The 26,069-nt window shown below is 72.3% G+C and carries 23 protein-coding genes; 11 read left to right on the plus strand and 12 right to left on the minus strand.

All coding sequences use genetic code 11. From position 1 onward, the window contains the following. Positions 1-11: 11 nt before the first annotated feature. Positions 12-608, plus strand: coding sequence for a PadR family transcriptional regulator (locus FHX45_RS10030; RefSeq protein ID WP_167099148.1), 597 nt, complete (start codon positions 12-14; stop codon positions 606-608). Further along, positions 605-1,798 (plus strand): FAD-dependent oxidoreductase, encoded by a 1,194-nt coding sequence (locus FHX45_RS10035; protein ID WP_167099151.1) that lies wholly within the window; start codon positions 605-607, stop codon positions 1,796-1,798. The genes FHX45_RS10030 and FHX45_RS10035 overlap by 4 nt, the downstream gene beginning before the upstream one ends. A gap of 43 nt (positions 1,799-1,841) precedes the next feature. Here the strand turns inward: FHX45_RS10035 and fdhA are convergent, their stop codons facing one another. The 6 genes from fdhA to FHX45_RS10065 all read right to left on the minus strand — a co-directional run bounded on the left by fdhA (position 1,842) and on the right by FHX45_RS10065 (position 6,456). Then, complete coding sequence (gene fdhA / locus FHX45_RS10040) at positions 1,842-3,062, minus strand: formaldehyde dehydrogenase, glutathione-independent (protein WP_167099154.1); 1,221 nt, start codon at positions 3,060-3,062, stop codon at positions 1,842-1,844. Between the two features lie 186 nt (positions 3,063-3,248). Continuing rightward, on the minus strand, positions 3,249-3,533 hold the full coding sequence (locus FHX45_RS10045) for a DUF202 domain-containing protein (protein ID WP_167099157.1): 285 nt from the start codon (positions 3,531-3,533) through the stop codon (positions 3,249-3,251). After that, positions 3,530-3,886, minus strand: a complete 357-nt coding sequence (locus FHX45_RS10050; RefSeq protein ID WP_167099160.1) for a YidH family protein — start codon at positions 3,884-3,886, stop codon at positions 3,530-3,532. Before FHX45_RS10050 ends, FHX45_RS10045 begins: the two co-directional genes overlap by 4 nt. A 97-nt stretch (positions 3,887-3,983) precedes the next feature. Next, positions 3,984-4,904: a non-homologous end-joining DNA ligase gene (ligD, locus tag FHX45_RS10055; protein ID WP_167099163.1), complete on the minus strand. Its 921-nt coding sequence runs from the start codon at positions 4,902-4,904 to the stop codon at positions 3,984-3,986. Positions 4,905-4,990: 86 nt separating this feature from the next. After that, entirely contained in the window at positions 4,991-6,040 is a 1,050-nt protein-coding gene (locus tag FHX45_RS10060; protein WP_167099166.1) for a zinc-binding dehydrogenase, read from the minus strand. A 203-nt stretch (positions 6,041-6,243) separates the two neighbouring features. Continuing rightward, positions 6,244-6,456 carry a hypothetical protein gene (locus FHX45_RS10065; protein WP_167099169.1) on the minus strand — a complete coding sequence of 71 codons (213 nt, stop codon included), beginning with the start codon at positions 6,454-6,456 and terminating at the stop codon, positions 6,244-6,246. 92 nt (positions 6,457-6,548) lie between these two features. Between FHX45_RS10065 and FHX45_RS10070 the strand changes: the two genes are divergently transcribed. The 7 genes from FHX45_RS10070 (at position 6,549) to FHX45_RS10100 (ending at position 14,594) form a co-directional block, all read left to right on the plus strand. After that, entirely contained in the window at positions 6,549-7,499 is a 951-nt protein-coding gene (locus tag FHX45_RS10070) for a helix-turn-helix domain-containing protein (RefSeq protein ID WP_167099172.1), read from the plus strand. Positions 7,500-7,514: 15 nt separating this feature from the next. Then, positions 7,515-8,711 (plus strand): cysteine desulfurase-like protein, encoded by a 1,197-nt coding sequence (locus FHX45_RS10075; protein WP_167099175.1) that lies wholly within the window; start codon positions 7,515-7,517, stop codon positions 8,709-8,711. Positions 8,712-8,824: 113 nt separating this feature from the next. After that, on the plus strand, positions 8,825-10,150 hold the full coding sequence (locus FHX45_RS10080) for a purine-cytosine permease family protein (protein WP_167099178.1): 1,326 nt from the start codon (positions 8,825-8,827) through the stop codon (positions 10,148-10,150). Between the two features lie 22 nt (positions 10,151-10,172). Further along, positions 10,173-11,723, plus strand: a complete 1,551-nt coding sequence (locus FHX45_RS28590; RefSeq protein WP_167099181.1) for a hydantoinase/oxoprolinase N-terminal domain-containing protein — start codon at positions 10,173-10,175, stop codon at positions 11,721-11,723. Next, entirely contained in the window at positions 11,720-12,796 is a 1,077-nt protein-coding gene (locus FHX45_RS10090; protein ID WP_167099184.1) for a DUF917 domain-containing protein, read from the plus strand. The genes FHX45_RS28590 and FHX45_RS10090 overlap by 4 nt, the downstream gene beginning before the upstream one ends. Continuing rightward, entirely contained in the window at positions 12,793-13,887 is a 1,095-nt protein-coding gene (locus tag FHX45_RS10095) for an S-methyl thiohydantoin desulfurase domain-containing protein (protein WP_167099187.1), read from the plus strand. Before FHX45_RS10090 ends, FHX45_RS10095 begins: the two co-directional genes overlap by 4 nt. After that, positions 13,884-14,594, plus strand: coding sequence for an SDR family oxidoreductase (locus FHX45_RS10100; RefSeq protein WP_167099190.1), 711 nt, complete (start codon positions 13,884-13,886; stop codon positions 14,592-14,594). The genes FHX45_RS10095 and FHX45_RS10100 overlap by 4 nt, the downstream gene beginning before the upstream one ends. Here FHX45_RS10100 and FHX45_RS10105 read toward each other — a convergent pair. Then, positions 14,579-15,388, minus strand: a complete 810-nt coding sequence (locus FHX45_RS10105; protein ID WP_167099193.1) for a putative hydro-lyase — start codon at positions 15,386-15,388, stop codon at positions 14,579-14,581. The genes FHX45_RS10100 and FHX45_RS10105 overlap by 16 nt on opposite strands. Positions 15,389-15,417: 29 nt before the next feature. On the opposite strand from FHX45_RS10105, the gene FHX45_RS10110 reads away from it, so the two are divergent. Together FHX45_RS10110 and FHX45_RS10115 are read left to right on the plus strand one after the other, a co-directional pair. After that, a complete protein-coding gene (locus tag FHX45_RS10110; RefSeq protein ID WP_167099197.1) occupies positions 15,418-16,482 on the plus strand; it encodes a DUF917 domain-containing protein in 1,065 nt (354 codons plus the stop codon). Continuing rightward, positions 16,479-17,975 carry a helix-turn-helix domain-containing protein gene (locus tag FHX45_RS10115; RefSeq protein ID WP_167099200.1) on the plus strand — a complete coding sequence of 499 codons (1,497 nt, stop codon included), beginning with the start codon at positions 16,479-16,481 and terminating at the stop codon, positions 17,973-17,975. The genes FHX45_RS10110 and FHX45_RS10115 overlap by 4 nt, the downstream gene beginning before the upstream one ends. A 203-nt stretch (positions 17,976-18,178) precedes the next feature. Here FHX45_RS10115 and FHX45_RS10120 read toward each other — a convergent pair whose 3' ends face one another. The 5 genes from FHX45_RS10120 to FHX45_RS10140 all read right to left on the minus strand — a co-directional run bounded on the left by FHX45_RS10120 (position 18,179) and on the right by FHX45_RS10140 (position 25,869). Next, positions 18,179-19,132 carry a TIGR03557 family F420-dependent LLM class oxidoreductase gene (locus tag FHX45_RS10120; RefSeq protein WP_167099203.1) on the minus strand — a complete coding sequence of 318 codons (954 nt, stop codon included), beginning with the start codon at positions 19,130-19,132 and terminating at the stop codon, positions 18,179-18,181. 22 nt (positions 19,133-19,154) lie between these two features. Beyond that, entirely contained in the window at positions 19,155-19,475 is a 321-nt protein-coding gene (locus FHX45_RS10125) for an STAS domain-containing protein (protein ID WP_167099206.1), read from the minus strand. Further along, on the minus strand, positions 19,472-21,082 hold the full coding sequence (locus FHX45_RS10130) for an ATP-binding SpoIIE family protein phosphatase (RefSeq protein WP_167099209.1): 1,611 nt from the start codon (positions 21,080-21,082) through the stop codon (positions 19,472-19,474). Before FHX45_RS10130 ends, FHX45_RS10125 begins: the two co-directional genes overlap by 4 nt. 217 nt (positions 21,083-21,299) lie before the next feature. Then, a complete protein-coding gene (locus FHX45_RS10135) occupies positions 21,300-23,789 on the minus strand; it encodes a DNA gyrase/topoisomerase IV subunit A (RefSeq protein WP_167099212.1) in 2,490 nt (829 codons plus the stop codon). Between the two features lie 22 nt (positions 23,790-23,811). Continuing rightward, positions 23,812-25,869 carry a toprim domain-containing protein gene (locus tag FHX45_RS10140; protein WP_167099215.1) on the minus strand — a complete coding sequence of 686 codons (2,058 nt, stop codon included), beginning with the start codon at positions 25,867-25,869 and terminating at the stop codon, positions 23,812-23,814. Positions 25,870-26,069 lie beyond the last annotated feature (200 nt).

The following is a 26,069-nucleotide window of genomic DNA, read 5'->3' on the forward strand; positions in this document are numbered from 1 at the left end:
ATAGTCGAGTCATGGCGAAGAAGCGACCGGTGGGGAACCTGCTGGCACTGGCCGTGCTGGCCTACCTCACCCGCGAACCGATGCATCCGTACGAGCTCAGCCGCACCCTGCGCACCAACGGCGACGCCCGCAGCATCAAGTTCACGCACGGCTCGCTCTACATGGTCGTGCAGCAGCTCGCCAAGGCCGGCTTCATCGCCGCGCACGAAACCCGGCGTGAGGGCCTCCGGCCCGAGCGCACCACCTACGCCCTCACCCCGGAAGGCCGCGCGGAACTGCGGGACTGGCTGCGGGAACTGGTCGAAGAACCCCGGCACGAGTACCCGCACTTCGTCGCCGCGCTGTCGCTGATCGGGGCGTTGCCGCCCGACGACGTGGTGACGCTGCTGCGCAACCGCAAGCGCCACCTCGGCGAGCAACGCGCCGGGATCACCCAACTGATCGAGTCGGCGACGGCCGATGGCGTGCACCCGCTGTTCCTGGTCGAGGAGGACTACCGGCTGGCGGTGCTGGACGCGGAGATCGCGTTCGTCGACCGGTTCCTCGACCGGATCGGCGACTGGCGGGACACGTGGGCGAAGTTCCACGAAGAGAGGGGAAACCCATGACCAGAACCGCAGTGGTCGCCGGCGGCGGCATCGCCGGACCGGTGGCCGCGATGGCGTTGCGGCGGGCCGGCATCGAGGCCGTCGTGTACGAGGCGTACCCGGGTACCGCCGACGGGGTCGGTGGCGGGCTGAGCATCGCGCCCAACGGCCTGGATGCGCTGGCGGTGGTCGGCGCGCATGCGGCCGTGGAGCGGATCGGCACCCCGATCGCGGGCATGGTCATGCAGAGCTGGACCGGCAAGCGCCTGGGCGAGTTCGGCAGCCCGGCGCACCTGCCGGCGATGCAGTTCGTCTGGCGCGACGAGCTGTACCGGGCGCTGTACGACGAAGCCGTCCGCGCCGGTGTGACCTTCGCACACGGCAAACGGCTCGCCGGCGCCGAGGACCTCGGCGACGCCGTCCGCGCCCGCTTCGCGGACGGGACCACCGCCACCGCGGACATCCTGGTCGGCGCCGACGGAATCCGCTCCACCGTCCGCGGCCTGATCGACCCCGCGGCGCCCGGACCGCGCTACACCGGTCTGCTCGGCTTCGGTGCGCGCACGACCGCGAGCGGGCTGCCGGGCACCGGCGGGCGGATGCACCTGGTGTTCGGCAAGCGGGCCTTCTTCGGCTACCAGATCGAGGCCGACTCGTCCGGCGGCTGGTTCGCGAACCTGCCGCGGCGCACCCCGATGAGCCGCGCCGAGGCCGCCGAGATCCGCGCGGAGGACTGGCTGCGCGTCCTGCGTGACGCCTTCGCCGCCGACCGCACGCCGGCGACGCGGCTCATCGACCTCACCGACCCGGCCGACCTCGTGATCACCGGTGCGCTGGAGGACATTCCCCGGGTGCCGGTGTGGAGCCGGGGCCGGATGGTCCTGATCGGCGACGCCGCGCATCCCACGTCACCCAGCTCGGGCCAGGGCGCGTCACTGGCGATCGAAAGCGCTGTCGAACTCGCCCGCTGCCTGCGCGATCTGCCGCACGGCACAGCGTTCGCCGCATACGAGCGGGCGCGGCGGTCGCGTGTCGAACGGATCATCGCCCTCGCCGCCCGCACCAACAGCGACAAGGCGGCCGGGCCGGTCGCGCGCGTCCTGCGCGACCTGCTGATGCCGGTCGCGATGCGGTTCGCCAAGCCGGAGAAGTTCGCGTGGCAGTTCGAGCACCACATCGAGTGGGACTCCCCGGCCACGGTGCCCGCCTGACCGGCTGTGCCGGGGACCGGCCGGCCCCCGGCACCACTTCCGCTCAGGCGTTGACCAGCATCCCGTGCGGGTCGAGCACGTACTTGCGCGCCGCACCCTTGTCGAACTCCTGGTACCCGCGCGGAGCCTCGGCCAGCGGGATCGGCGTCGCGTTGACCGCCTTGGCGATGTGCACCCGGTCGTGCAGGATCGCCATCATCAGCCGCCGGTGGTACCGCATCACCGGGCACTGCCCGGTGGTGAACGCGTGCGACTTCGCCCAGCCCAGGCCGATCCGGATGGACAGCGAGCCCTGGCGCGCCGCCTCCTCGGACGCGCCCGGGTCGCCCGTCACGTACAGGCCCGGGATGCCCAGGGCACCGCCGGCGCGGGTGATGTCCATCAACGAGTTCAGCACCGTGGCCGGGTGCTCGGTCGCCGCCTCCTTGCCGTGCCCGCGTGCCTCGAACCCGACGGCGTCGACCCCGCAGTCCACCTCGGGTACGCCGAGGATCTGCTCGATCTGGTCCTTCGGGTCACCCTGGGACACGTCCACCGTTTCGCAACCGAAGCTGCGGGCCTGCGCCAGCCGCTCCTCGTTGAGGTCGCCGACGATGACCACGGCCGCACCGAGCAGCTGCGCGGACGCCGCCGCCGCGAGACCGACCGGCCCCGCGCCCGCGATGTACACCGTCGACCCGACACCCACGCCCGACGTGACACAGCCGTGGAACCCGGTCGGGAAGATGTCGGACAGCATGGTCAGGTCGAGGATCTTCTCCATCGCCTGGTCGCGGTCCGGGAACTTCAGCAGGTTCCAGTCGGCGTAGGGCACCATCACGTACTCCGCCTGGCCGCCGACCCAGCCACCCATGTCCACGTAGCCGTACGCCGACCCCGGCCGGTCCGGGTTGACGTTCAGGCAGATGCCGGTCTTGCCCTCCTTGCAGTTCCGGCACCGCCCGCAGGCGATGTTGAACGGCACCGAAACCAGGTCGCCCTCCTTGATGAACTCCACGTCCCGGCCCGTCTCGACCACCTCCCCGGTGATCTCGTGCCCCAGCACGAGCCCTTCCGGTGCGGTGGTGCGGCCGCGGACCATGTGCTGGTCGCTGCCGCAGATGTTCGTCGCGACACTCTTCAGGATGACGCCGTGGTTGACCTCGCGTCCCACGTTGGCCTGGTGCACGCCCGGGCCGTCCTTGAGCGAGAAGGTCGGGTAGTCGATCGTCTCGACCTCGACCTTGCCCGGCCCCATGTAGGTGACCGCCTTGTTGCCCGCCATGACTTCTGCCGCCTCGATTCCTCGTTCGCCGTTGAACGTCTGGACCCGATGCTAGGAACCCCCGCACGGGCGGGCCTAGGGCCGGAAGACCATTTCGGAGCGGGATTTCCGGACGCGGGCCGGGTGACCGGGACGAATGCGGCACCGGTGAGCGGGGAACAGCCCGCCGGCTGCTGTGCGAGGCGGTCAGGGCAGCAGCACGACCTGCAGGGCGGTGAGCACGCCCGCGGCCGCGACGGCGATCGAGGCCGCGGCGAGAACGCGCCGGGAACTGCCGGTCCGGGGTGGGCGCCGCACGGCGACGAACCACAGCACCACGACGACGGCTGCGCACCCGGCGGCGGCGAAGTCGAGTGGAGCGCCCCGGGTGAGCCCGCTGCGCAGCAGCAGCACGGCCGCCACGGCGGCGGCGAGCGCGGTGCGCTGCCAGGCCAGCTCGGTGCGCTCCGGCTGGAGCCCCGGATCGCTCATCGCACGCTGGCCAGCACGACCACGAGGACGACGGCCCCGGTGGCCGCCGCCGCCCATCCGACGATGAACGGCAGCCACGTCATCGGCAGGGGCCGCTTGTGCCGCATCGCCCGCTGCACCCGCGCCCAGCGGCGGTAGCCGAACCCGGCGAGGAGGGTGCCCGTGACGGCGAGCAGCGCGGCGAGGGCGGCCCGCAGCCCGGCGACGGAGAACTGCGGTACGAACTGCATGAGCGCCACGGACCCGGCGACGAGCGCGAGCGCGGTCCGCAACCAGGCGAGGAACGTGCGCTCGTTGGCCAGCGTGAACCGGTAGTCGGGCTCCTCCCCCTCTTCGTACCACCGTGGGCTCATGCGGCTCACGTTACTGTTCGGCCAGGTCGGGGCCGCCGGTGGTGTCCCGGCGCCCTGCGGCCGGGAGCATCTCGACGGCCGGCGCCGGGAGAGCGGGTCAGCGGGCGCGGGGCAGCTGGACCGGGTCGTCGTGGAGGGTGGCGAACAGGTCGCCCAGTTCCGCGGTGCGGTCCAGGACGTCGTCGCTGCGGAACGTGAGCTGGGCGGGCCGGCGACAGGCCTCGACCTCGTCCCAGGTGAGCGGTGTCGAGACCGTCGGCTCCGCGCGGCCGCGCAGCGAGTACGGCGCGACCGTCGTCTTGTGCGGGTTGTTCTGGCTCCAGTCGATGAACACCTTTCCCGGTCGCAGGCTCCTCGTCATCGCGGCGGTGACCGTGTCCGGGGTCTCGGCGGCGAGTTTCCTCGCCGCTTCCCTCGCGTAGGCCGACGTGTCCTCCGGCGTCGCGGTGCGCACCGCCGCGTACAGCTGCATGCCCTTCGACCCGCTGGTCTTCGGGTACAGCCGCAACCCGTCGGCGGCCAGCAGGTCACGCAGCCGCTCGGCGACCCGGCAGCACTCGACGATCGTCGCCGGCTCCCCCGGGTCGAGATCGAACACCAGCAGGTCCGGGTTGCGGCGCGCGCCCCGCGGGCCCACCGTCCACTGCGGCACGTGCAGCTCCAGCGCGGCGAGGTTCGCCGCCCAGATCAACGTCGGCACATCATTGACGAGGGGGTAGGCGTTGACGTCCGAACTCTGCCCGCGGCCGCCGCCGGCGATCTTCGCGGTGCGCACCCAGCTGGGCGCGTGCCGTCCGGCGTCCTTTTCGTAGAACGGGTTCGCCTGGACACCGTTGGGCCAGCGGCGGAAGGTCAGCGCGCGGTCCCGCAGGTGCGGCAGGATCACCGGAGCGATCCGCGCGTAGTAGTCGATCACCTGACCCTTCGTGAAACCGGCCTCCGGATAGAGGACCTTGTCCAGATTGGACAACGCCAGCCGGCGCCCGTCGACCTGCACCGTCACCCTGTCCTCGGCCATGCCCCCAGCGTGCCCCAGCACCACCCGCCGTGCACGGCGGCTCGGAGCGGCAGCCGGCGTCCCCCGGACACGCGCCGCCCGGCGGCTCAGGGCACCAGGACCAGGCGGATCGGGTTGCCCTCCTTCCGTTCCAGGTGTTCCACCGCCGTCACGGCCTCGGCGAGCGGGAACGTGCCACTGATCGAGCGGCTCCATTCGACGCGGTGGTAGCGGGCCAGCTCGATGAGCTGCTCCACCGCGCCGGGCGGCGACCCGTAGTGGCCGAGCAGGCGCTGCCCGCGGTAGCTGAACCCGATGCCGTCGGTGACGGTCAGCGGTTTCGGGGTCAGCCCGACGAGCACGAGACGCCCGCCGAGACCCAGGCAGCTCACCGCCTGCTCGCGCACGGACGGCACCCCGGCCATGTCGAAGGCCACGTCCAGCCCGGCTCCCCCGGTGACGGCGAGGATCTGCTCACGCAGGGTCGGCTCCTCCGGATCCAGGACCAGGTCGGCACCGAACTCCAGCGCCCGCTTCCGCGCCGCCTCCAGCGGATCGACCGCCACGATCGGCGCCGCGCCGACCAGCCGGAGCAGCTGAACCGCGTGCGCACCGAGGCCGCCCGCGCCCCAGACGCCCGCCGGCCGCGCGGGCTGGGCCTGCCCGGTGCCGGTGATCGCGCCCCACGGCGTGGACACCGCGTCCGGCACGATCGCCGCCTGCACGAACGGCAGGTCGTCCGGGATCGGGATCAGGGTGTGCTGGCTCGCCAGGGCGTATTCGGCCCACCCGCCGTCGTAGTCCACGCCCCGTGTCCGCACCTGGAGGCAGGGGTCGCGGAACCGGACGCAGTTCGGGCACTGGCCGCACCGCTCACCCGCCTCGAGCGCCACGCGCTGCCCCTCCTGCCACCGGCCCGGCACGTCCGGCCCGATCGCGTCGATCTCGCCCGCCACCTCGTGGCCGAGGGTCACCGCGGGAGCGTCGAGGAAGAGCGGGGTGAGGCTGCCGTCGATCAGGTGCACGTCCGACAGGCACACCCCGGCCGCACGGACCTTGATCCGCACCTGTCCGGGGCCGGGTTCGGGTACCGGCACCTCCGTCACGCCGAACGTGCGCGAACCGATCTCCAGCCGGCCGGCCAGCATGGTGGCCATCGGTGTCCTCCCGTCGTCGCGGCCCGTGTCCTCCACATGGTGACCCGGCCGCGCGGACTTCACACGTGAGCGGGGGGACCACGATCGATGACGGATGCCCGCTCTCGACACCGGCCGACCGTCGTCGGGTTCGCCCGATCGGGGAAGAACAGGACAGCGCTGGCCGGCGCTCGCCAATCCCGCGGTGACGAGGACAGGGCCGGCTACCTGTGGTGGAGGCGCGGACCGCTCAGCGGTTGCGGCACGGGCGGGACGTCGCCGCGGCGGGCGGTGACCTCGCCGTCGATCCGTGGCGCGTCCCGGTCCGCGACGTCGAAGCTGCCCGACATCCGCGGTGACCCCTGGCGGCGGTGGTTGTGGTTGAGGCTGCTCACGACGAGGGCGACGAGCAGGAGGACTGTCAGCAGTGCGATCATGGCAGAAATTATTCGCTCCTGGAAAAACTGCCAGAAGTGGCAGAACCGACCATGTTCGTCAAAATCCCGCCAGTTGTCAGCTATGCTGAGGCATGCTCCGCACCGTGGCCAGTGTGCTGGTGGACCGCTCCGCCGTGTTCGAGTTCGGCGTCGTCTGCGAGGTGTTCGGCCTCGACCGGACCGAGGACGGCGTCCCGCCCATCGAGTTCCGCGTGTGCGGCGAACGCGCCGGTGAGCCGATCCAGGCCAGCGTCGGCGTTCAGCTGGTCCCCGAACACGGCCTGGACGCGCTCGACGGCGCCGACCTGGTCACGATCCCGGCGGCCACCGTCCGCGACGAGTACCCGGAGGCGGTGCTCGACGCGATCCGGAAGGCGCACGCGAACGGCGCCACCATCCTGACCGTGTGCAGCGGCGCGTTCCTGCTCGGCGCCACCGGCCTGCTCAACGGCCGGCCGTGCACGACGCACTGGAAACACATCGACGACTTCAAGCAACGCTTCCCCGAGGCCTACCTCGACCCGGACGTGCTGTTCGTCGACGACGGCGACATCATCACCAGCGCCGGCACCGCCGCGGGCATCGACGCCTGCCTGCACCTCGTCCGCCGGGAACTGGGCTCCGCGCCCGCCACGGCGATCGCCCGCCGCATGGTGGTGCCGCCGCAGCGCGACGGCGGCCAGCGCCAGTTCATCGACCTGCCGATCCCGGAGTCCACAGCGGACAACCTGGAACCGGTGCTGTCGTGGATGGTCGAGCACCTCGCCGACGAGCACACCGTCCCGGAGCTGGCCCGGCGCGCGCAGATGTCCGAGCGCACCTTCGCGCGCCGGTTCGCGGCGGCGACCGGCACCACACCGGTCAAATGGCTGACCACGCAGCGCGTCCTGCACGCCCGCACCCTGCTGGAAACCAGCCGGCTGGGCATCGAGGAGATCGCCCGCGAGTGCGGGTTCGGCACGGGAGCCCTGCTGCGGCACCACTTCCGCCGGGTGGTCGGGGTGTCCCCGCACGATTACCGCCGCACCTTCGCCGCTTCGTGAGGCATGCTGGGCCACGTGACCTACGACGTGACCACCGTCCGCGCACACTTCCCCGCGCTCGCCGAGGGCGCCGCGCACTTCGACGGTCCGGGCGGATCCCAGGTGCCCGATGTGGTCGGCGAAGCGGTCGCGGCGACCCTGTGCGCGGCGATCGCCAACCGCGGCTCGGTCACCGCCGCCGAACGCCGCGCCGACCGCATCGTCGCCGACGCGCGCCAGGCCGCCGCCGACCTGCTCGGCGCCCAGCCGGGCGGCATCGTGTTCGGGCGCAGCATGACGCAGCTGACCTACGACTTCTCCCGCACGCTGGCGAAGACGTGGCAGGCCGGCGACGAGGTGGTGGTGACCCGCCTCGACCACGACGCGAACATCCGGCCGTGGGTCCAGGCCGCCCAGAGCCGTGGGGTGACCGTGCGGTGGGCGGACTTCGACCCGGCGTCCGGTGAACTCGCCGTCGAGGCGGTCCGCGGCCTGCTGTCGGACCGCACGCGGCTGGTCGCGGTCACCGCCGCGTCGAACCTGCTCGGTACCCGCCCGGACATCCCGGCGATCGCCGCCGCGGTGCACGAGGCGGACGCGCTGCTCTACGTCGACGGTGTGCACCTGACCCCGCACGCGCCGGTGGACGTCACCGCCCTCGGCGCGGACTTCTACGGCTGCTCCCCGTACAAGTTTTGCGGCCCGCACCTCGGCCTGGTCGCCGCCGCGCCCGAGCTGCTGGCGACCCTGCACCCGGACAAGCTGGCGCCGTCGACGAACGCGGTGCCCGAGCGGTTCGAGCTGGGCACCCTGCCCTATGAACTGCTCGCCGGAACCACCGCCGCGATCGAGTTCCTGGCGAACCTCGTCCCGGGCGAAGGCACCCGCCGGGAGCGGCTGCTGCGGTCGCTGACCGAGCTGGAGAAGCACGAACAGGCCCTGCTCGACCGGCTCGACACCGGGCTCGCGCAGATCCCGGGCGTGACCCGGTACGGCTCTCCCAGCAGGCACCGCACCCCGACCGTGCTGTTCTCGGTCGCGGGCGTGCCCTCGCAGGTGGTGTACGAGCGGCTCGCCGCGCGCGGGGTGAACGCGCCCGCGAGCAGCTTCTACGCCCTGGAATGCTCCCGCCACCTGGGGCTGGGTGACGCGGGTGCGGTGCGCGCCGGAATCGCGCCGTACACCACGGCCGGCGAGGTCGACCGACTTCTGGACGCGGTCCGCGAGCTCTGACCGGCCGAGGTGCACAGGCGAGCGGGCGAACCTGTGCACCTCGCACAGTGACCGGGGCGTTGGCGCTGTTTACGGTGCTGTGAACCGCATCTTCTCCGGATAAAGGAGGTCGCATGGCCTCGTCAGTCGGTGTCGACGACTACGCCCTGACCAGAGTCCCGGACAGCGCCCGCTACGCCTGGTGGTCGGTCGCGGTCCAACGGTTCGGTCAGGTCTCCGCGCTGTCCCAGTTCCTGCTCGGCGCCACCATCGGCTTCGGCATGGGGTTCTGGCAGGCGTTCCTCGCGTTCACGCTGGGCGCGGTCATCCTCGAACTGATCACGATCCTGGTCGGCGTGATCGGCATGCGCGAGGGCCTGTCCACGTCGATGATCGCCCGCTGGACCGGTTTCGGCCGCGGCGGCTCGGCGCTGATCGGGCTCGCGATCGGGATCAGCCTCATCGGCTGGTTCGGCATCCAGTCCGCCGTGTCGGCGCAGGGTCTCGTCTCGCTCATCGGCGGCCTGCCGGAATGGGGCTGGGCGCTGGTGTTCGGCCTGGCCGTGACCGCGATCGTGGTGCGCGGCTTCCACTCGATGACGTGGACGGCCTACCTCACCGTGCCGGCGTTCCTCATCCTGGTCGGCTGGTCGATCATCTCCGAGCTGTCCAGGCACGACATCGGCGCACTGGTGGCGTCGGCACCGCCCGGGCCGCAGCTGAGCCTGCTGCAGGGCACCACCCTGGTCGCCGGCGGGTTCATCGTGGGCGCGGTGATCACGCCGGACATGACCCGGTTCAACCGCACCACCGGTGACGTGGTCAAGCAGACCCTCGTCGGCGTCACGCTCGGCGAGTACGTCATCGGCATGGCCGGTGTCCTGCTGGCCCACGCGGTGTCCTCCGCCGAGATCACCACGATCGTCACGTCGTCGGTCGGCTGGGTCGGGCTGCTCATCGTGATCGCCGGCACCATCAAGATCAACGACTGGAACCTGTACTCGTCCGGGCTCGGGGTCGTGAACTTCATCGGCACCGTCTCCGGGCGCAAGGCCCACCGCGGCCTGGCCACCGCACTCCTCGGCCTGGCCGGCAGCGTGCTCGCGGCGGCCGGGATCCTGAGCAAGTTCACCGACTTCCTCACCGTGCTCGGCGTCGCGTTCCCGCCGATCGCCGGGATCATGGTCGCCGAGTACTTCGTGGTCAAGAAGTGGCGCGGCGACCTGGAAGCGGCGCGCGCCAACGGCACCGTGCCCGAGGACGCACCGCTGTGGGTGCCCGCCACGATCGTGGTCTGGGTCGCCGCCGCGCTCATCGGCGAGTTCGTCGACTGGGGCCTGCCCAGCATCAACTCGCTGGTCGTGGCGTTCGTGCTGTACGTGGTCGCCGGCAAGCTCGGGCTGATCCGCGGTGTCGGCCGCAGCCGCACCGCCGACGCCGACCCCATCCCCGCTCACTGACACATCCAGGAAAGGAAATCTCGTGCGCATCGGCATCGACGTCGGCGGCACCAACACCGACGCGGTCCTGCTCGACGGGCGCAAGGTGCTCGCCTCGATCAAGACCAGCACCACCGAGGACGTCACCTCCGGCATCGTCGCCGCGATCAACGGCCTGCAGCAGCAGCGGGCGTTCGATCCGGCCGCGGTGCAGGCCGTGATGATCGGCACCACGCACTTCATCAACGCGCTGGTGGAGGCGCACCGCCTGGCGCCGACCGCCGCGGTGCGGCTCAGCCTGCCCGCCGGGGCGTCGCTGCCGCCGATGGTGGACTGGCCGCAGCGGCTGGTCGGCGCGGTGTCCGGGCGCAGCTACCTGGTGCACGGCGGGCACGAGTTCGACGGCCGCCACATCGCCGAGCTCGACGAGGGCGAGCTGCGCAAGGCGGCCGAGGACATGGGGCAGGCCGGGGTGCGCAGCGTGGCGATCACCTCGGTCTTCTCCCCGGTCAACGCCGAGTTCGAGGCCCGCGCGGCGGAGATCATCGCGGCCGAGCTGCCGGACGTGGCCATCTCGCTGTCCCACGAGATCGGGCGGATCGGTCTGCTGGAGCGGGAGAACGCGACGGTCATCAACGCGGCGCTGCGTGAGCTGGCCGCGCACATCGTGGACGGCCTCGCGGCGTCGGTGTCCGGCGCCGGCATCACCGCTCCGCTGTATCTGAGCCAGAACGACGGCACGCTGATGGACGTCGACTTCGCCCGCCGCTACCCGGTGGCGACCTTCGCCTCCGGTCCGACCAACTCGATGCGCGGCGCCGCCGTGTTGTCCGGTTTGGACACGTGCGCGGTGGTCGACGTCGGCGGCACCACCAGCGACGTCGGCGTGCTGCGGCAGGGCTTCCCCCGCGAGGCGACCACGGACGTCAGTGTCGCCGGGATCCGCACCAACTTCCGCATGCCGGACGTGCTGTCCATCGGCATCGGCGGTGGCAGCCGGGTACGCGGCGGCGCGGGTGACGTCACGGTCGGCCCGGACTCGGTCGGCTACGAGCTGACCTCGAAGGCACTGGTCTTCGGCGGTGACACGCTCACCGCGACCGACATCGCGGTGGCCGCGGGCCGCGCCGGGATCGGGGACCCGAGCCTGGTCGCCCACCTCGATCGTGACCTGGTGCGCGCCGCGCTGGACAAGATCGCCGCGGACGTGGCCGACGTGGTCGAGCGGATGCGCACCTCGGCCGAGCCGCTGCCGGTGGTGGCGGTGGGCGGTGGTTCGGTGTTGCTGCCGGACGAGCTGGCAGACGCCGGGACGGTGCACCGGCCGGAGAACTACGCGGTGGCCAACGCGATCGGCGCCGCCATCGCGCAGATCGGCGGCGAGGTCGACCGGGTGTACGCGATCGAGCCGGGGCGCCGCGAAGCGGTGGTCGAGGAGGCCAAGCAGGAGGCCGTGGACCGCGCGGTCGCCGCCGGGGCCAGCCCGGCCTCGGTCGGGATCGTGGACTTCGACGAGGTGCCCATCCCCTACCTGCCCGGCAACGCCACCCGCATCCGGGTCAAGGCCGTCGGCGACCTGCAGCTGGGAGCGTGACGATGCACGAGATCACGATCGACCACCTGGACGACATCGCGCGCGGCGCGGCCATCCTCGGCACCGGCGGCGGGGGCGACCCCTACATCGGCCGGCTGCTGGCCTCCGCCGCGGTGCGCGACCACGGCCCGGTGCCGCTGGTGCCGCTGGACGAGATCGGCGACGACGCGGTGGTCCTGCCCGTCGCGATGATGGGCGCGCCCACCGTGATGGTGGAGAAGCTGCCCTCGGCCGAGCAGGTCGGGCTCGCCGCCCGGACCCTGGCCACCTACCTGGGCAAGGAACTGACGCACATCGCGTGCGCCGAGGCCGGCGGGGTCAACTCGCTCATCCCGGTGGTCGCGGCGGCGCAGCTGGGCCTGCCCCTGGTGGACGCCGACGGGATGGGCCGCGCGTTCCCCGAGCTGCAGATGGTGCTGCCCACGCTGTACGGCGTCCGCGCGACCCCGATGTCCATCGCCGACGAGAAGGGCAACCGCGGCGTCCTGGACACCGTGGACAACCACTGGGCCGAGCGGCTCGCCCGCTCCGCGACGGTCGACATGGGCTGCTCGGCGATGATCAGCAACTACGCGATGTCCGGCGCGCAAGCCCGCGAGTCGCTGGTGCCGGGCACCCTGACCCTGTGCGCCGAGCTGGGCGCGCGGGTTCGGCAGGCGCGGGCCGAGCACGCCGACCCGGTCGCCAGCGTGGTCGAGCGGCTGGGCGGCCGGACGCTGTTCAGCGGCAAGGTCGTCGACGTCGCCCGGCGCACGGTGACCGGGTTCGCCCGCGGCGAGGCGAAGCTGTCCGGAATGGACGGTGACATGGGCAGCGAAATGGTGCTGAAGTTCCAGAACGAGCACCTGGTGGCCGAACGCGACGGCGTCCCGGAGGCGTCGGTGCCGGACCTGATCTGCTGCCTGGACCACGAATCCGGGGAGGCCGTCACCACCGAGGGCCTGCGCTACGGCCAGCGCGTCACCGTGATCGCCGCGCCCGCCGACCCGCGCTGGCACACGCCGGGCGGGATCGAACTGGCCGGGCCGCGCTACTTCGGCTACGACATCGACCCCGTCGGGGTGTTCGCGTGAGCTGGACGCTGACCGAGGAACACCTCGAAGACCTCGCGCGCGGTGCGGCCGTGCTCGGCACCGGAGGCGGCGGCGACCCGTACGTCGGGCGGCTGCTGGTGCGGCAGGCGATCCGCGAGCACGGGCCGGTCACCGTCCTCGACCCGTCCGAGGTCGGCGACGAGGACCTGGTGGTGCCGACCGCGCAGATGGGCGCGCCGACCGTGGTGCACGAGAAGCTGCCCAGCGGCGCGGAACCGGTGCTGGCGCTGCGCACGCTGGAGAAGCACCTCGGCAGGCGGGCGAGCGCGACCATGCCGATCGAGTGCGGCGGGATCAACTCGATGATCCCGCTGGTCGTCGGCGCGCGGCTGGGCCTGCCGGTGGTCGACGCGGACGGGATGGGCCGCGCGTTCCCGGAACTCCAGATGGAGACGTTCGGCGTCTACGGCGTGCCCGGGTCGCCGATGGCCATCGGCGGGGAGCGCGGTGAGACCACGGTGATCGACACCGGGACCGACAACCGGCGGATGGAGTGGCTGGCCCGCGGCATCACGATCCGGCTCGGCGGGGTGGCGCACATCGCCGAGTACGCGATGAGCGGCGCCGAGGTCAAGCGCACCGCGGTGCCGCGCACGTTGTCGCTGGCGCTGACCGTGGGACGCACGATCCGGGAGGCGCGGGAACGCAACCTCGACCCGGTGGCGGAACTGGGCACGGCGCTGGGCGAGACGCTGTACGGCCACCTGCGCGTCCTCTTCCGCGGCAAGGTGTCCGATGTGGAACGCCGGACCGAGGCGGGCTTCGCGCGCGGCCGCGCGCAGGCGACGTCGTTCGACGGTGACCACAAGCTGGAGCTGCTGTTCCAGAACGAGAACCTGCTGGCACTGGTCGACGGCGAGGTGCGCTGCCTGGTACCGGACCTGATCTGCGTGCTGGAGTCGGAGTCGGGCGAGCCGATCACCACGGAGACGCTGCGCTACGGCCAGCGGATCGTGGTGGCCGGGATTTCCACCCCGCAGCTGATGCGCACCCCCGAGGCGCTGGCCACCTTCGGACCGGCCGCGTTCGGCCTGCCCTACGAATTCACCCCCGTGGAGGAACTGCAATGAATCTGACCGAGCGCACCGTGGTGATCATCGGCGGCGGATCGGGGATCGGGTTCGAGGTGGCGCGCCGCGCGGCGGACGCCGGCGCCCACGTGTTCCTCGGGGGCCGAACCGAGTCGACCCTGGCGGCCGCGGCCGAGAAGATCGGTGCGCAGTGGCACGTCGTCGACAACACCGACCAGGACTCGCTGGCCGAGTTCTTCGGCGCCGTGCCGCGCGTGGACCACCTGTTCACCCCCGGCGCTTCCTACCGCACCGGGCCGATGCGCGAGCTGTCCGACGAGGACGCGGCGAGCCCGTTCGTCACGAAGTTCTGGGGCCAGTACCACGCCGTGAAGCACGCCGCCCCGAAGCTGTCCCCGGACGGGTCGGTGGTGCTGATGTCCGGTGCGGCGAGCGTCCGGCCGCCCGGGCCGGCACCCGCGTACATCGCGTGCAACGCGGCGATCGAAGGGCTCGGCCGCGGGCTCGCGGTGGAGCTGGCACCGGTGCGCGTCAACGTCGTCGCGCCCGGCACGATCGACGGGAACCTGTGGTCGCAGCGGCCCGCCGAGGTGCGTGAGGCGAGCTTCGCGCAGTACCGGTCGGACACCGTGCTGCACCGCGTCGGCCTGGAGTCCGAAGTGGCCGACGCGGTGCTCTACCTGTTCGGCGCCACCTTCACCACGGGTTCGACGCTCTACCCGGACGGCGGCTACTCGTTCCGCTGAACCGGCACGCGGTACTCGCTGTCGGCGCGGTCGGTGATGAACATGTGGCCGGGCGAGTGGGTGATCGCGAACGGTGGTTTCGACGCCATCAGCGCCGCCTGCGGCGTGACCCCGCACGCCCAGAACACCGGTACGTCACCGGGGTCCGCCTCGACCGGTTCACCGAAGTCGGGGCGGCCCAGGTCGGCGATCCCGAGCTCCCCGGGGTCGCCGACGTGCACCGGTGCGCCGTGCACCGCCGGCATCGCCCCGCTGATCGCGACGGCCTCGCCGACCAGGCCGGCCGGGATCGGGCGCATCGACACGACCAGCGGGCCGTGCAGCCGCCCGGCCGGGCGGCACCGCCGGTTCGTCACGTACATCGGCACGTTGCGGCCCTGCTCCAGGTGCCGCAGCGGGACGCCGGCGGCACGCAGTCCGGCCTCGAACGTGAAGCTGCATCCGATCGAGAACGCGACCAGGTTCTCCTGCCACAGGCCGCTCACGTCCTCGACCTCCTCGGCCAGCTCGCCGTGCCGCCACACCCGGTACCGGGGCAGGTCCCGGCTCAGGTCGGCGCCCGGCGCGAGCACCGTCGAGGTGTCACCCGGGTCGGTCACGTCGAGCACCGGGCACGGCCGTGGGTTGCGCTGGCAGAACAGCAGCACGTCGTAGGCCCAGTCGCGCGGGACGGCGATCAGGTTGGTCTGCGTGAAGCCGGGAGCCCATCCCGACGTCGGCGCCACGGTCCCGGCGCGGAACGCCGCGCGCGCCTGCTCCGGTGAGGTGGTCGCCGGATCGTCTACCCTGGTCATGCCCTCCAGCTCAGCACACGAAGGCCGGCATGCGCATCACCGCGGCGGACGTTCCCGCACTCGAACGGGGTGTCGCGCTGCTCGGCTCCGGCGGGGGCGGTGACACGATGACGGCGGCGGCGCTGCTGCGCCAGCACGTGATCCACGGGCGCGAACCCGAGGTTCCCGCCGCACTGGACCCGGCGACCCCGGTCATGCCGGTCGGCATCGCCGGCTCGACCGCGGCCTTCACCGAAAAACTGCCGAGCGGGTCGGAGTTCGCGACCGCGGTGTCCGCCCTCGAACGCTGGACCGGCGCCCGCGCCGGCGCCCTGATGTCGATCGAGATCGGCGGCCTCAACGGGCTGGTGCCGCTGGTGGCCGCCGTCGAGCTGGGCCTGCCGTGCGCCGACGCCGACCTGTCCGGACGCGGCCTGCCGCGGCTGGACCAGCTCGCCATCGCCGCGGCCGGCCGCGGTCTCGCCCCGGCCGCGCTCGCCGAGCCCGGCGGGCAGGTGCTGCTGCTGGCGGCCGGACCGGACGAGGCGATCGAACGCAGCGCCCGCACGTTCGTGGCCGGTTCCGGTGGCTGGGCGGCGATGGCGTTCGCCCCGGTGCCCGCCGGTGAACTGCCCGGGTGCGCCGTCATGGGCAGTGTGCGCGCGGCGCTGGAGCTCGGTAGGCGCGTGCTCGCGGCCGGGGAGAGCCCGGACCCGGACCGGCTCGCCGCGGCCTCCGGCGGGCAGGTGCTGGCGATGGGCCGGGTGCTGGAGGTGTCCAGGCACGTCGGCCCCGGGCGGCACGGCAGCGCCGGGTTCGGCCGCGGCAGCGCCACCCTGACCGACCACCGCACCGGCGCGCTGCTGCGGCTGGAGATGGAGAACGAGTACCTCCTCGCGCTGCGCGACGGGCAGCCGGTGGCCTCCACGCCGGACGTGCTCGCCGTCGTCGACCACCGCACCGGGGTCCCGGTGTCCTGCGACACGATCCGCGCCGGGATCGAGGTCGACGTGCTGCGCCTCGCCGCGGCGCCGTTCTGGACCGATCCGCGGCGGCTGCCGGTGCTGGAGCCGCGCGCCTACGGCATCGACTGCGATCCGGTGCTCGCACCATGATCCTGCGCCGACTGCTGGCCCTGCCGTCGTGGGCCGCCGACGTCCGGGTCGTCGCCGGGCGGTCCGGGCTGGACGGTCCACTCAAGACGGTCCGGGCGACCCTGGACGCCGCGGACAGCCCGGGCCCCGGCGAGCTGCTGGTGCTGGCCCGCGAACTGCGCGGCACGGACTGGCAGATCGACGCCCTGCTGCGGCGCGGCGCCGACAGCGGCGCGGCCGGCCTGCTCCTGCCGGAGGTCGACCCGCAGACCGCGACCCGGCTGCTGGCCGACCGGCTGGCGATGCCGCTGCTGGTGACCTCCGCCCGGCCACTGGACCTGCTGGTGGACGCCCGGCTCATGCTCGCCGCGCCGGACCTGGACCGGGCGAACCTGGTGCTGGCGACGCACCGCGCGCTCGGCGAGCGGCCCCGGTCGCCGGAGGAGGTCGTGGCGGCGCTGCGCGGGCTGCTGCGGTCGCCGGTGGCGCTGCTGGACGACCGGGGCGAGCCGGTGGCCGGGGAGCTGCCGTCGGCCGGACGACTCCGGGTGGCCGAGCCGGTGCCGCAGCGCGTCGAGCTCGACGACGGTGTCCTGCTCGCGCATCCCGCGCTGCTGGCCGGTCCGGTGCTGTGGGTGGCGGCCGAGCTGACCGGGGTGCACGCGGCGCGCGCGGACGTCGTGCCGCCCGCGCTGGCGGTCGCCGCCGGCGCGGTGCAGCGGTGGCTGCTGGCGAACCGGCTGGAGCTGGAGCGGGACGCGCGGTCGCGGACGGCGCTGCTCGGTGATCTGCTCCGGCTGGACGCCGAGCCCGGCGCGGACCTGCGGCGGCGCGCGGCCGACGCCGGGTGGCGGCTGGGCGGCTGGCACGTGGGACTGCGCATCGGCGTACCGTCCGGTGTGGACACCGTGGCGCGGACGACCGAGGTGGTGCGCGCGCTGCGGGCGGAACAGATCGAGGCCGTGGTCGTCGAGCACGGCGACGGGTGGACCGGGTGGGTGACGTTCGACCAGGAGCCGACGGCCCAGCGCGTGCGCACGCTGGCGACCCGGCTGCGCGCGGCGCACAAGGCGTTGCGCCGCACCCTCGGCTCACACCTCGGGGTCGGCCGGCCGCACCCGCAGCCGGACGGCCTCGCGGCGACGGTCGCCGAGGCCACCGACGCCGCCCGGCTGGCCGCGACCCGACCCGAGTCGGGGCACTTCCTGCACGTGGACCAGCTCGGGATGGCGCAGCTGCTGCTGGAGTGGACGCGCACCGACACGTTCGAGCCGGCGGCACGGGCACTGGTCGCACCGTTGCGCGGTGCGCCCGGTGACCTGGTGCGCACCCTGGCCACCTACCTGGACGCGGAATCGTCGATCGCCGAGACCGCCGCCGTGCTCGGCGTGCACCGCAACACGGTCGCGGCGCGGATCGCCCGCATCGAACAGCTCCTCGGGGTGGACCTCTCCCGCCCGGACGACCGTCTCGCCCTGCACCTCGCCTCCCGCGCCATCACCCTCGGCGACTGAGCCCGGGGGCGCCGCCGCCCGGCCCGGCCAACACGCCGAACACCGGCGTGTTCGCCACTCCCGCGCACGTACCCGGGTTGGCCGCTTCCGACGCTTCGTGAGCAGCCAACACGGCACCCCGAGCGGCGAACACGCCGCGGCGGCCGGCCAACACGCTGCGAGGTCATCCGCCGGGCGGCGCGCTGCGTCGGCCCGACCGCCCCTCAGCCCTTGAGCTGGGGCAGCACCTTCGACGACCAGGCGTCGAAGAACTTGTCCTGCTCCGGCCCGATCTGCGACACGTACACCTCGTCGAACCCGGCGTCGGCGAACTGGCGCACCGCCTGCGCGTGCGCGTCGGCGTCCGGGCCGCACGGGATCTGGCCCGCGACCTGCTCCTCGGTGACCACCGGCACGGCCTGCTCGAAGTCGCGCGGGGTCGGCAGGATCCGGCCGAGGCTGCCGGGCAGCAGGTCGCTCGCCCACAGCCGGTGCGCCGTCTCGCGGGCCTGGTCGGCCGAGTCGGCCCAGCACACCTTGAACCCGCCCTGGACCGGCCCGCGGCCACCGGCCTCCCGGTAGGAGTGCACCAGCTCACCGTCGGGCATCACCGTGGCGAAGCCGTCCGCGATCTTCGCGATCCGGCGCGCGATCCTGGGCCCGAACGCGGACACGTAGATCGGCACCGGCTGCTCCGGCAGGGTGTAGATGCGGGCCTGCTCCACCGTGTAGTGCTTGCCGTAGTGGGTGATCTCCTCGCCGGTGTGCAGCTTGCGGATCACCTCCACGGCCTCCTCCAGCATCTCCAGCCGCCGCGACCCGGGCGGCCACCGGTCGCCGAGGATGTGCTCGTTGAGCGCCTCCCCGGAACCGACACCGAGGACGAACCGGCCCTCGCACTGCACGGCCGCCGTCGCCGCGGCCTGCGCGATGATCGCCGGGTGGATCCGCACCGTCGGGCACGTGACCGCTGTCGTGATGGGCAGCGACACGGCCTGGGACAGAGCACCGATCACCGACCAGACGAACGGGCTGTTGCCCTGCTCGCCGGTCCACGGGTGGAAGTGGTCGGAGATCCACAACCGCTCGAACCCGGCCTGCTCCGCCTTCTTCGCCTGTTCCACCAGCTCACGGGGCCCGTGCTCCTCGCTGGACAGGAAATAGCCGACACTCACCATGTGCCGGGACTACCCACACCGCTCACCGCTCACGCACCGTCGCCAACGGCTCGAAGCCGGACATCATCAGGACCCGGCGCACGGGTGAGGCGGGTGCCACGATCAGGTCCAGACCCATCTGCAGCACCTTCAGCCTCCCGGCGAGCGTGAACAGCACCCGCAGACCGGAACTGTCCAGATAGGTCACGTCGGTGAGGTCGATCGAGACGTGTGACGCGTCGTTGCCGATGGCGGAGAAAACCTGTTCCTGGACGAGGTCGGCGTTGGCCAGGTCGATCTCGCCGCTGACCGTCAGCACCACGTGCCCGCCGTCGTGCTCCGCGTCGATGGTCGCCGTGGTCATTGCGCTTGCCCGTCCACGATCGTCCGGCGAATCATGACCTCCGTCCCCTGGGGCCGATGGTCGATGCGGACCTCGTCCCCACAGCGGTGCATCAACAGTGTCCCGCGGCCGCGGTTCTCGCCGCGCGGGGGACGCCAGCGGCCCTCGTCGCACACCCTGGCGATTACGTCGGACCCGTGCCGGTCAAGCTGGACGCGGACCACGCCGCCGGCCGGCCCGTAGGCGTGCTCGACCGCGTTCGAGGTGGCCTCACCGACCGCGACCAGCAGGTCGGACGTGGCGTCCGGGCTCGCCCCGACGAGGTTCAGCCACCGCCGCATCGCGGAGCGGACCTCCTTCAGCGACTCGGGCACCGCGGGCACGGCGAGGTCCAGCGGGCCGACCTCGCTGCCGTCCTGGCGGCGCACGGCGAGCAGCGCGACGTCGTCGTCCGGGTTGTCCTCGCCGATCATCGCGCCCATCACGTCGGCGCAGACATCGGTGACCGGCACCGGGCGCACGGCCGCGCACAGGCGGTCCAGCCCCTCGTCGAGCGGGACACCGCGTCGTTCGACGAGGCCGTCGGTGTAGAAACAGACGACCGAGCCGGGCGGGATGTCCACCACGCTCACCCGGCGCCGCACGTCCCGCAGCGCCCCGATCGGCGGGTCGACGGCGACGTCCAGCAGCCGGGCCGGTTCCCCGACGCGGCCCTGGACCGGCACCAGGTGGCCGGCCGAGGACACGTGCAGCCGCTCGAAGTTCGGCTCCACCACCGCGTAGAGCACGGTCGCCATCATGCCCGGCTCGAAGTGCTGCATCTTGCGGTCGAGGTTGACGAGCACCTCGGCCGGGTCGCCGCCCTCCAGAGCGAACGCCCGCAGGGCACTGCGCATCCGGCCCATGACGATCGCGGCCGGCAGGCCGTGCCCGACGACGTCACCGATCACCACGCCGAGCCAGTTGTTCGGCAACAGGAACACGTCGTACCAGTCGCCGGCGATCGCACCCTGGTCCCCGGGGACGTAGCGGGCGGCGAGCTCGAGCCCCGGGACGACCGGCAGCTTGCTCGGCAGCAGGCTGCGCTGCAGCTCGGCCGCCGCGGCCCGCTCGGCCTGCGACCGCTGGGCGTGCGCGGCCAGCGCGATCCGGTCGGCGGCCAGCTGGAGCAGCTCGACGTCCTCCGGGGTGAACTCGCGCTTGCTCAGCGTGCCGACGTGCAGCACACCCAGCGGTTCACCACCGACCAGCAGCGGAACCCCCAGCAGGGTCTGGATGCCCTTCTCCCACAGCAACCGGTTGACCACCGTCGTGGAGTCGACCCGCTGCAGCTGCACCGGTTCACGGCGCGCGACCACCTGCCCCGCGAAACCCTTGCCGACCGGGACCCGCACGCCCTGCGCCACCTCGGTTTCGATGCCGCGCGCGGCGACGGCGAGGAGCTCGCGGCCGCCCGGTTCGAGCAACAGCACGGCCGCGGTGTCGGTGTGCAGGACCTGGCGCACCCGGTCCAGCAGCTCGGTCAGCAGGTCCTCGGCGGCCAGGTGGGCCAGCGCGCTGTCGCTCACGAGACCGATGCGCTGCAACTTCTGCTCGGCTTGCAGGCGCGTGCTGGCCGATGTGGACATGATGCGAGACTAGCCCCTGCCCCGGGCGGAGAAACCTGTGGTTTCCAGCTGGTCGGAGCGGTTCCGCCACGGTTGTGCACCGGTAGGCCGCACGAGCGGTACGACAACCCCGCAGGCCAGGCCGTTCCGGCCGGGATGTGCACCACGATCCGCGCCGGGACCACGGCGTCCGCCACGCGGACCGAGATGACCTTCCCGGGTGATCATCGGCCGCCGCTCAGCCACGCTCGATGAGGTGCCCGACGACCTCCGGACCCGGATGCGGCGCACCGGACGCGTCGCGGCGGATGGTCGGTTCCGGCAGCTCCACCGGGTCGCCGTTCTTCGCGGCACCAGCGGGCCGCGGGCCCACCCAGCCGACCGTCAGCCGCGCCTCGCCCTTCAGGAACCGGTGCGCGCGCACCCCGCCCGTCGCCCGGCCCTTCGCCGGGTACTCCGCGAACGGCGTCGTCTTCACGCTCTGCCCGGTGGCCGTCACCACCATCGGCTCGCCGTGCGCGGCGTCGTCGGTGCGGACGGCGCCGAAGAACACCACCTCGGCATCCCCGGCCAGCTTGATGCCCGCCATGCCGCCGCCCTTGAGACCCTGCGGCCGCACCAGCGACGCCGGGAACCGCAACAGCGACGCATCCGAGGACAGGAACGCCAGCGTCTCCTCGCCGCCGGTGAGCCACGCCGCGCCGACCACCTCGTCACCGTCCTTGAGGCCGATGACGTCGAACTCGTCGGAGCGCACCGGCCAGTCCGGTGCCACCACCTTCACCACCCCCTGCCGGGTGCCGAGCGCGAGTCCCGGCGACCCGGCGGCCTGCTCGCCCAGCGGCGCGATGCCGACGACCTTCTCGCCCTTGTCCAGCGGCACCAGCTCGCGCGCCGCCATCCCGCCGCGCAGCGACACCGTGCCGGCCCGCTCGGGCAGCACCGGCAGGGGCAGCACATCCGTTTTGAACGCGCGTCCGCGGCTGGTGAGGAGCAGGATCTGCCCACGCGCGGTGGAGTGCACCATCGCCGCGACGGTGTCGTGCTTCACGCGCCCGTTGCGGCGGCGGCCCTCCGGCGCCTCCTCCGACTCCGCCGCGGTGCGCGCGACCAGGCCGGTGGCCGACAGGATCACCTGGCACGGGTCGTCGGCGACCTCCAGCGGCCCGGCCGGCTTGGACGCGGCCAGCACCTCCTTGAGGTCACCGTCGATGAGCGCGGTGCGCCGCTCGGTCGGGAAGTCCTTCGCGATCTTCGCCAGCTCGGCGGAGACGACCTTCTTCAGTTCCCGGTCGTCGTCGAGGATCTTGGTCAGCTCGGCGATCTCGGCACGCAGCCGCTCCTGCTCGTCCTCGAGCTCGAGCTTGTCGTACCTGGTGAGCCGCCGCAACGGCGTGTCGAGGATGTAGGTCGCCTGGATCTCGGACAGCTTGAACCGCTTCATCAGGCCGTCCTTGGCCTCCGCGGCGTTGTCGCTGTTGCGGATCAGCCGGATCACCTTGTCGATGTCCAGCAGCGCGACGAGCAGGCCCTCGACCAGGTGCAGCCGTTCCTCGCGCTTGCGGCGCCGGTACCGGGTGCGCCGCGTCACCACCTCGTAGCGGTGGTTCAGGAACACCTCGAGCAGCTGCTTGAGCCCGAGCGTCTGCGGCTGCCCGTCGACCAGCACGAGGTTGTTGATGCCGAACGACTGCTCCAGCGGCGTGAGCCGGTAGAGGTCGGCCAGCAGCGGCTGCGGGTTGACGCCGACCTTGCACTCGATGACCAGGCGGGTGCCGTTCTCCCGGTCGGTGAGGTCCTTGACGTCGGCGATCCCGGTCAGCCGCTTGGACTTGTTGACCTCCTCGGTGATCTTCTCGATCACCTTCTCCGGCCCGACGCCGTAGGGCAGCTCGGTGACGGTGATGGCCTGGCGGCCGCGGCTGCCGGGCAGCGGGCCGATCTCGACCTTGGCCCGCATGCGGACCACGCCTCGGCCGGTCTCGTACGCCTTGCGCACCTCGTCCAGGCCGAGCAGCATGCCGCCGGTCGGCAGGTCGGGGCCCGGGACGAACTCCATCAGCTTGTCCAGCGTGGCGCCCGGGTGGTTGATCAGCCACCGGGCGGCCGCGATGACCTCGCCCATGTTGTGCGGGATCATGTTGGTGGCCATACCGACCGCGATGCCCGAGGTGCCGTTGACCAGCAGGTTCGGGTAGGCGGCCGGCAGCACCGACGGCTCCAGCAGGGAGCCGTCGTAGTTGGGCCGGAACTCGACCGTCTCCTCGCCCAGCTCGCCCACGAGCAGCATCGCCTCGGGCGACATGCGTGCCTCGGTGTACCGGCTCGCCGCCGGGCCGTCGTCCGGGCTGCCGAAGTTGCCGTGCCCGTCGATGAGCGGCGCGTTCATCGAGAAGTCCTGCGCGAGGCGCACCATCGCGTCGTAGATCGCCGTGTCGCCGTGCGGGTGGTAGCGGCCCATCACGTCGCCGACCACGCGCGAGGACTTCACGTACGCGTGGCTGGGCCGGTAGCCCGCCTCGTTCATCGAGAACAGGATCCGGCGGTGCACCGGCTTGAGACCGTCGCGCGCGTCGGGCAGGGCGCGGGAGTGGATGACCGAGTAGGCGTACTCCAGGTAGGAGTCCTCGATCTCGGTCTTGACCGGGTTCTCGAAGACCTGCGCGCCCGCCTGGTCGAACGCGGCCGGATCGACGCGGGTGACGGTGGTCTTGGATCGGCGTGCCATTGCTGTTGTCTCCTAGGAAAGCTCAGACGTCGATCGCTTCGCGGTCCACCCGGGCGGCGGATTCGACGAGCCAGTTGCGCCGGGGTTCGACCTTCTCCCCCATCAGCAGCTCCAGCGCGGCTTCGGCCGCCTCGGCGTCGTCCAGGGTGATGCGGCGGACCGACCGGGTGGCCGGGTTCATCGTGGTCTCCCACAGCTCGTCGGCGTCCATCTCGCCCAGGCCCTTGAACCGCGGGACCGGCTTGACGATCTGCTTGCCGGCGGCCTCCAGCTCGGCGACCTTCTGCTCCATCTCGCGCTGGGTGAAGGTGAAGATCGTCTCCGGGTTGCGGCCCTTCGTCACGATCTTGTGCAGCGGCGGCATCGCGGCGAACAGCCGGCCGTCCTCGATCACCGGCCGCATGTACTTGGCGAACAGCGTGATCAGCAGCGTCCGGATGTGCGACCCGTCCACGTCCGCGTCGGCCATCAGGATGACGCGGCCGTACCGCATCGCGGACAGGTCGAACGTGCGCCCGGTCCCCGCGCCGAGCACCTGCACGATCGAGGCGATCTCGGCGTTCTTCAGCGTGTCGCCCAGCGAGGCCTTCTGCACGTTGAGGATCTTGCCGCGCAGCGGCAGCAGCGCCTGGTACTCCGACACCCGCGCCATGCGGGCCGAGCCGAGCGCGCTGTCACCCTCGACGAGGAACAGCTCGCTGCGCGAGATGCCGGTGGTGCGGCAGTCGACGAGCTTCGGTGGCATCGCCGCGCCCTCCAGCGCGGTCTTGCGGCGCGCGGCGTCCTTCTGCTGCTTCTGCGTCAGCCGCACGCGCGCGGCGTCGACGACCTTCTGCAGCACGACCTTGGCCTCGGCCTTGGTCCGGCGGTGCTCCGTCCACTCCTTGAGCTGCCGCTCGACGACGCCCTGCACCACGCGGGTGATGCCGGTGGTGGACAGCTCGTCCTTGGTCTGCGAGGTGAACTGCGGCTCCGGGATGCGCACGTGGATGACCGCCGTCATGCCCTCCAGCACGTCGTCGAGCGTGGGCAGGTCCTCCTTGGCCTTGAGCAGGCCGCGGGTGCGGGAAATCGCTTCCTGCACCGCCTTGGTGACCCCCCGGTCGAAGCCGCGGCGGTGCGTGCCGCCGTGCACGTTGCGGATCGTGTTGGTGAAGGACTCGACGGTGCGCTCGTAGCCGGTGCCCCAGCGCAGCGCGATCTCCACCTCGGCCTGACGCTCCACATTGGACCGCATGACCCCGTTGGCGTCGGCCGCGTTCTCCTTGTACGTGCCCTCCCCGCGGATGATCAGCGTGCCGGACACCGGCTTCTCGTCCGACGGCGCGAGGTACTCCACCATGTCGGACAGGCCGTGCGGGAAGTGGAACGTCTCCTCGCTGATCGACCCCTCGGTGGCGGTGCGCAGCACGTACTCCACGCCGGGCACGAGGAACGCGGTGTTGCGCAGCTTGGTGCGCACCTGCTCGACGTCGAGCTCCGCGCCCTTTTCGAAGTAGCGCGCGTCGTGCCAGTAGCGGATCGAGGTGCCGGTGCGCTCGCCGCGCTTCATCTTCCCGGCGACGCGCAGACCCGGCTGCGGCGTGAACTTCGCCCTCGGGCCGGGGCCGTCGAACACGCCGGGCGTGCCGTGCGCGAACGACATCTCGTGCACCTTGCCGCCCTGCTTGACCGTGACGTCGAACCGGTGGGACAACGCGTTCACCGCCGAGGCGCCCACACCGTGCAGGCCACCGGAGGTCTTGTAACCGGACCCACCGAACTTGCCACCCGCGTGCAGCCGGGTCAGCACCAGCTCGACACCGGACAGACCGGACTTGGCGTGCACGCCGGTCGGGATGCCGCGCCCGTCGTCGTCGACCTGGACGCTGCCGTCCGCGTGCAGGGTCACCACGACCCGGGTCGCGTGACCACCCACACCCTCGTCCGTCGAGTTGTCGACGATCTCGCTGAACAGGTGGTTGACGCCACGGCTGTCGGTCGACCCGATGTACATGCCGGGGCGCTTGCGGACCGCTTCCAGGCCTTCCAGGTGGGTAAGGTCGTCGGCCCCGTAGAGAGGCTCAGCAGAAGCAGTCACAGGTTCTTCTCTCCCAGTAGTGATTGGGGTGATGTGGCGCCCGTGGCCCCACGAGAGTGCAGGGTAACCGAGGGCACCGACAACCCCGGTGATCGCGGCCCGCCGCCTCGCTGTGCGGCCCGGCCGGCCACCAGGGGCGGAGGGAGCACCTCCAGTGTAGGCGCCCCCGTCCCCGGCCGTCCGGCTCCGGTCTGAGCTGC

Source organism: Amycolatopsis granulosa, assembly GCF_011758745.1.
Lineage (GTDB): Bacteria > Actinomycetota > Actinomycetes > Mycobacteriales > Pseudonocardiaceae > Amycolatopsis_E > Amycolatopsis_E granulosa.

Coding starts and splice junctions, on each gene's coding strand:
- FHX45_RS10030 (WP_167099148.1), top strand. CDS start 12: ATGGCGAAGAAGCGACCGGTGGGGAACCTGCTGGCACTGGCCGTGCTG.
- FHX45_RS10035 (WP_167099151.1), top strand. CDS start 605: ATGACCAGAACCGCAGTGGTCGCCGGCGGCGGCATCGCCGGACCGGTG.
- fdhA (WP_167099154.1), bottom strand. CDS start 3,062: ATGGCGGGCAACAAGGCGGTCACCTACATGGGGCCGGGCAAGGTCGAG.
- FHX45_RS10045 (WP_167099157.1), bottom strand. CDS start 3,533: ATGAGCGATCCGGGGCTCCAGCCGGAGCGCACCGAGCTGGCCTGGCAG.
- FHX45_RS10050 (WP_167099160.1), bottom strand. CDS start 3,886: ATGAGCCCACGGTGGTACGAAGAGGGGGAGGAGCCCGACTACCGGTTC.
- ligD (WP_167099163.1), bottom strand. CDS start 4,904: ATGGCCGAGGACAGGGTGACGGTGCAGGTCGACGGGCGCCGGCTGGCG.
- FHX45_RS10060 (WP_167099166.1), bottom strand. CDS start 6,040: ATGGCCACCATGCTGGCCGGCCGGCTGGAGATCGGTTCGCGCACGTTC.
- FHX45_RS10065 (WP_167099169.1), bottom strand. CDS start 6,456: ATGATCGCACTGCTGACAGTCCTCCTGCTCGTCGCCCTCGTCGTGAGC.
- FHX45_RS10070 (WP_167099172.1), top strand. CDS start 6,549: ATGCTCCGCACCGTGGCCAGTGTGCTGGTGGACCGCTCCGCCGTGTTC.
- FHX45_RS10080 (WP_167099178.1), top strand. CDS start 8,825: ATGGCCTCGTCAGTCGGTGTCGACGACTACGCCCTGACCAGAGTCCCG.
- FHX45_RS10100 (WP_167099190.1), top strand. CDS start 13,884: ATGAATCTGACCGAGCGCACCGTGGTGATCATCGGCGGCGGATCGGGG.
- FHX45_RS10105 (WP_167099193.1), bottom strand. CDS start 15,388: ATGACCAGGGTAGACGATCCGGCGACCACCTCACCGGAGCAGGCGCGC.
- FHX45_RS10110 (WP_167099197.1), top strand. CDS start 15,418: ATGCGCATCACCGCGGCGGACGTTCCCGCACTCGAACGGGGTGTCGCG.
- FHX45_RS10115 (WP_167099200.1), top strand. CDS start 16,479: ATGATCCTGCGCCGACTGCTGGCCCTGCCGTCGTGGGCCGCCGACGTC.
- FHX45_RS10120 (WP_167099203.1), bottom strand. CDS start 19,132: ATGGTGAGTGTCGGCTATTTCCTGTCCAGCGAGGAGCACGGGCCCCGT.
- FHX45_RS10125 (WP_167099206.1), bottom strand. CDS start 19,475: ATGACCACGGCGACCATCGACGCGGAGCACGACGGCGGGCACGTGGTG.
- FHX45_RS10130 (WP_167099209.1), bottom strand. CDS start 21,082: ATGTCCACATCGGCCAGCACGCGCCTGCAAGCCGAGCAGAAGTTGCAG.
- FHX45_RS10135 (WP_167099212.1), bottom strand. CDS start 23,789: ATGGCACGCCGATCCAAGACCACCGTCACCCGCGTCGATCCGGCCGCG.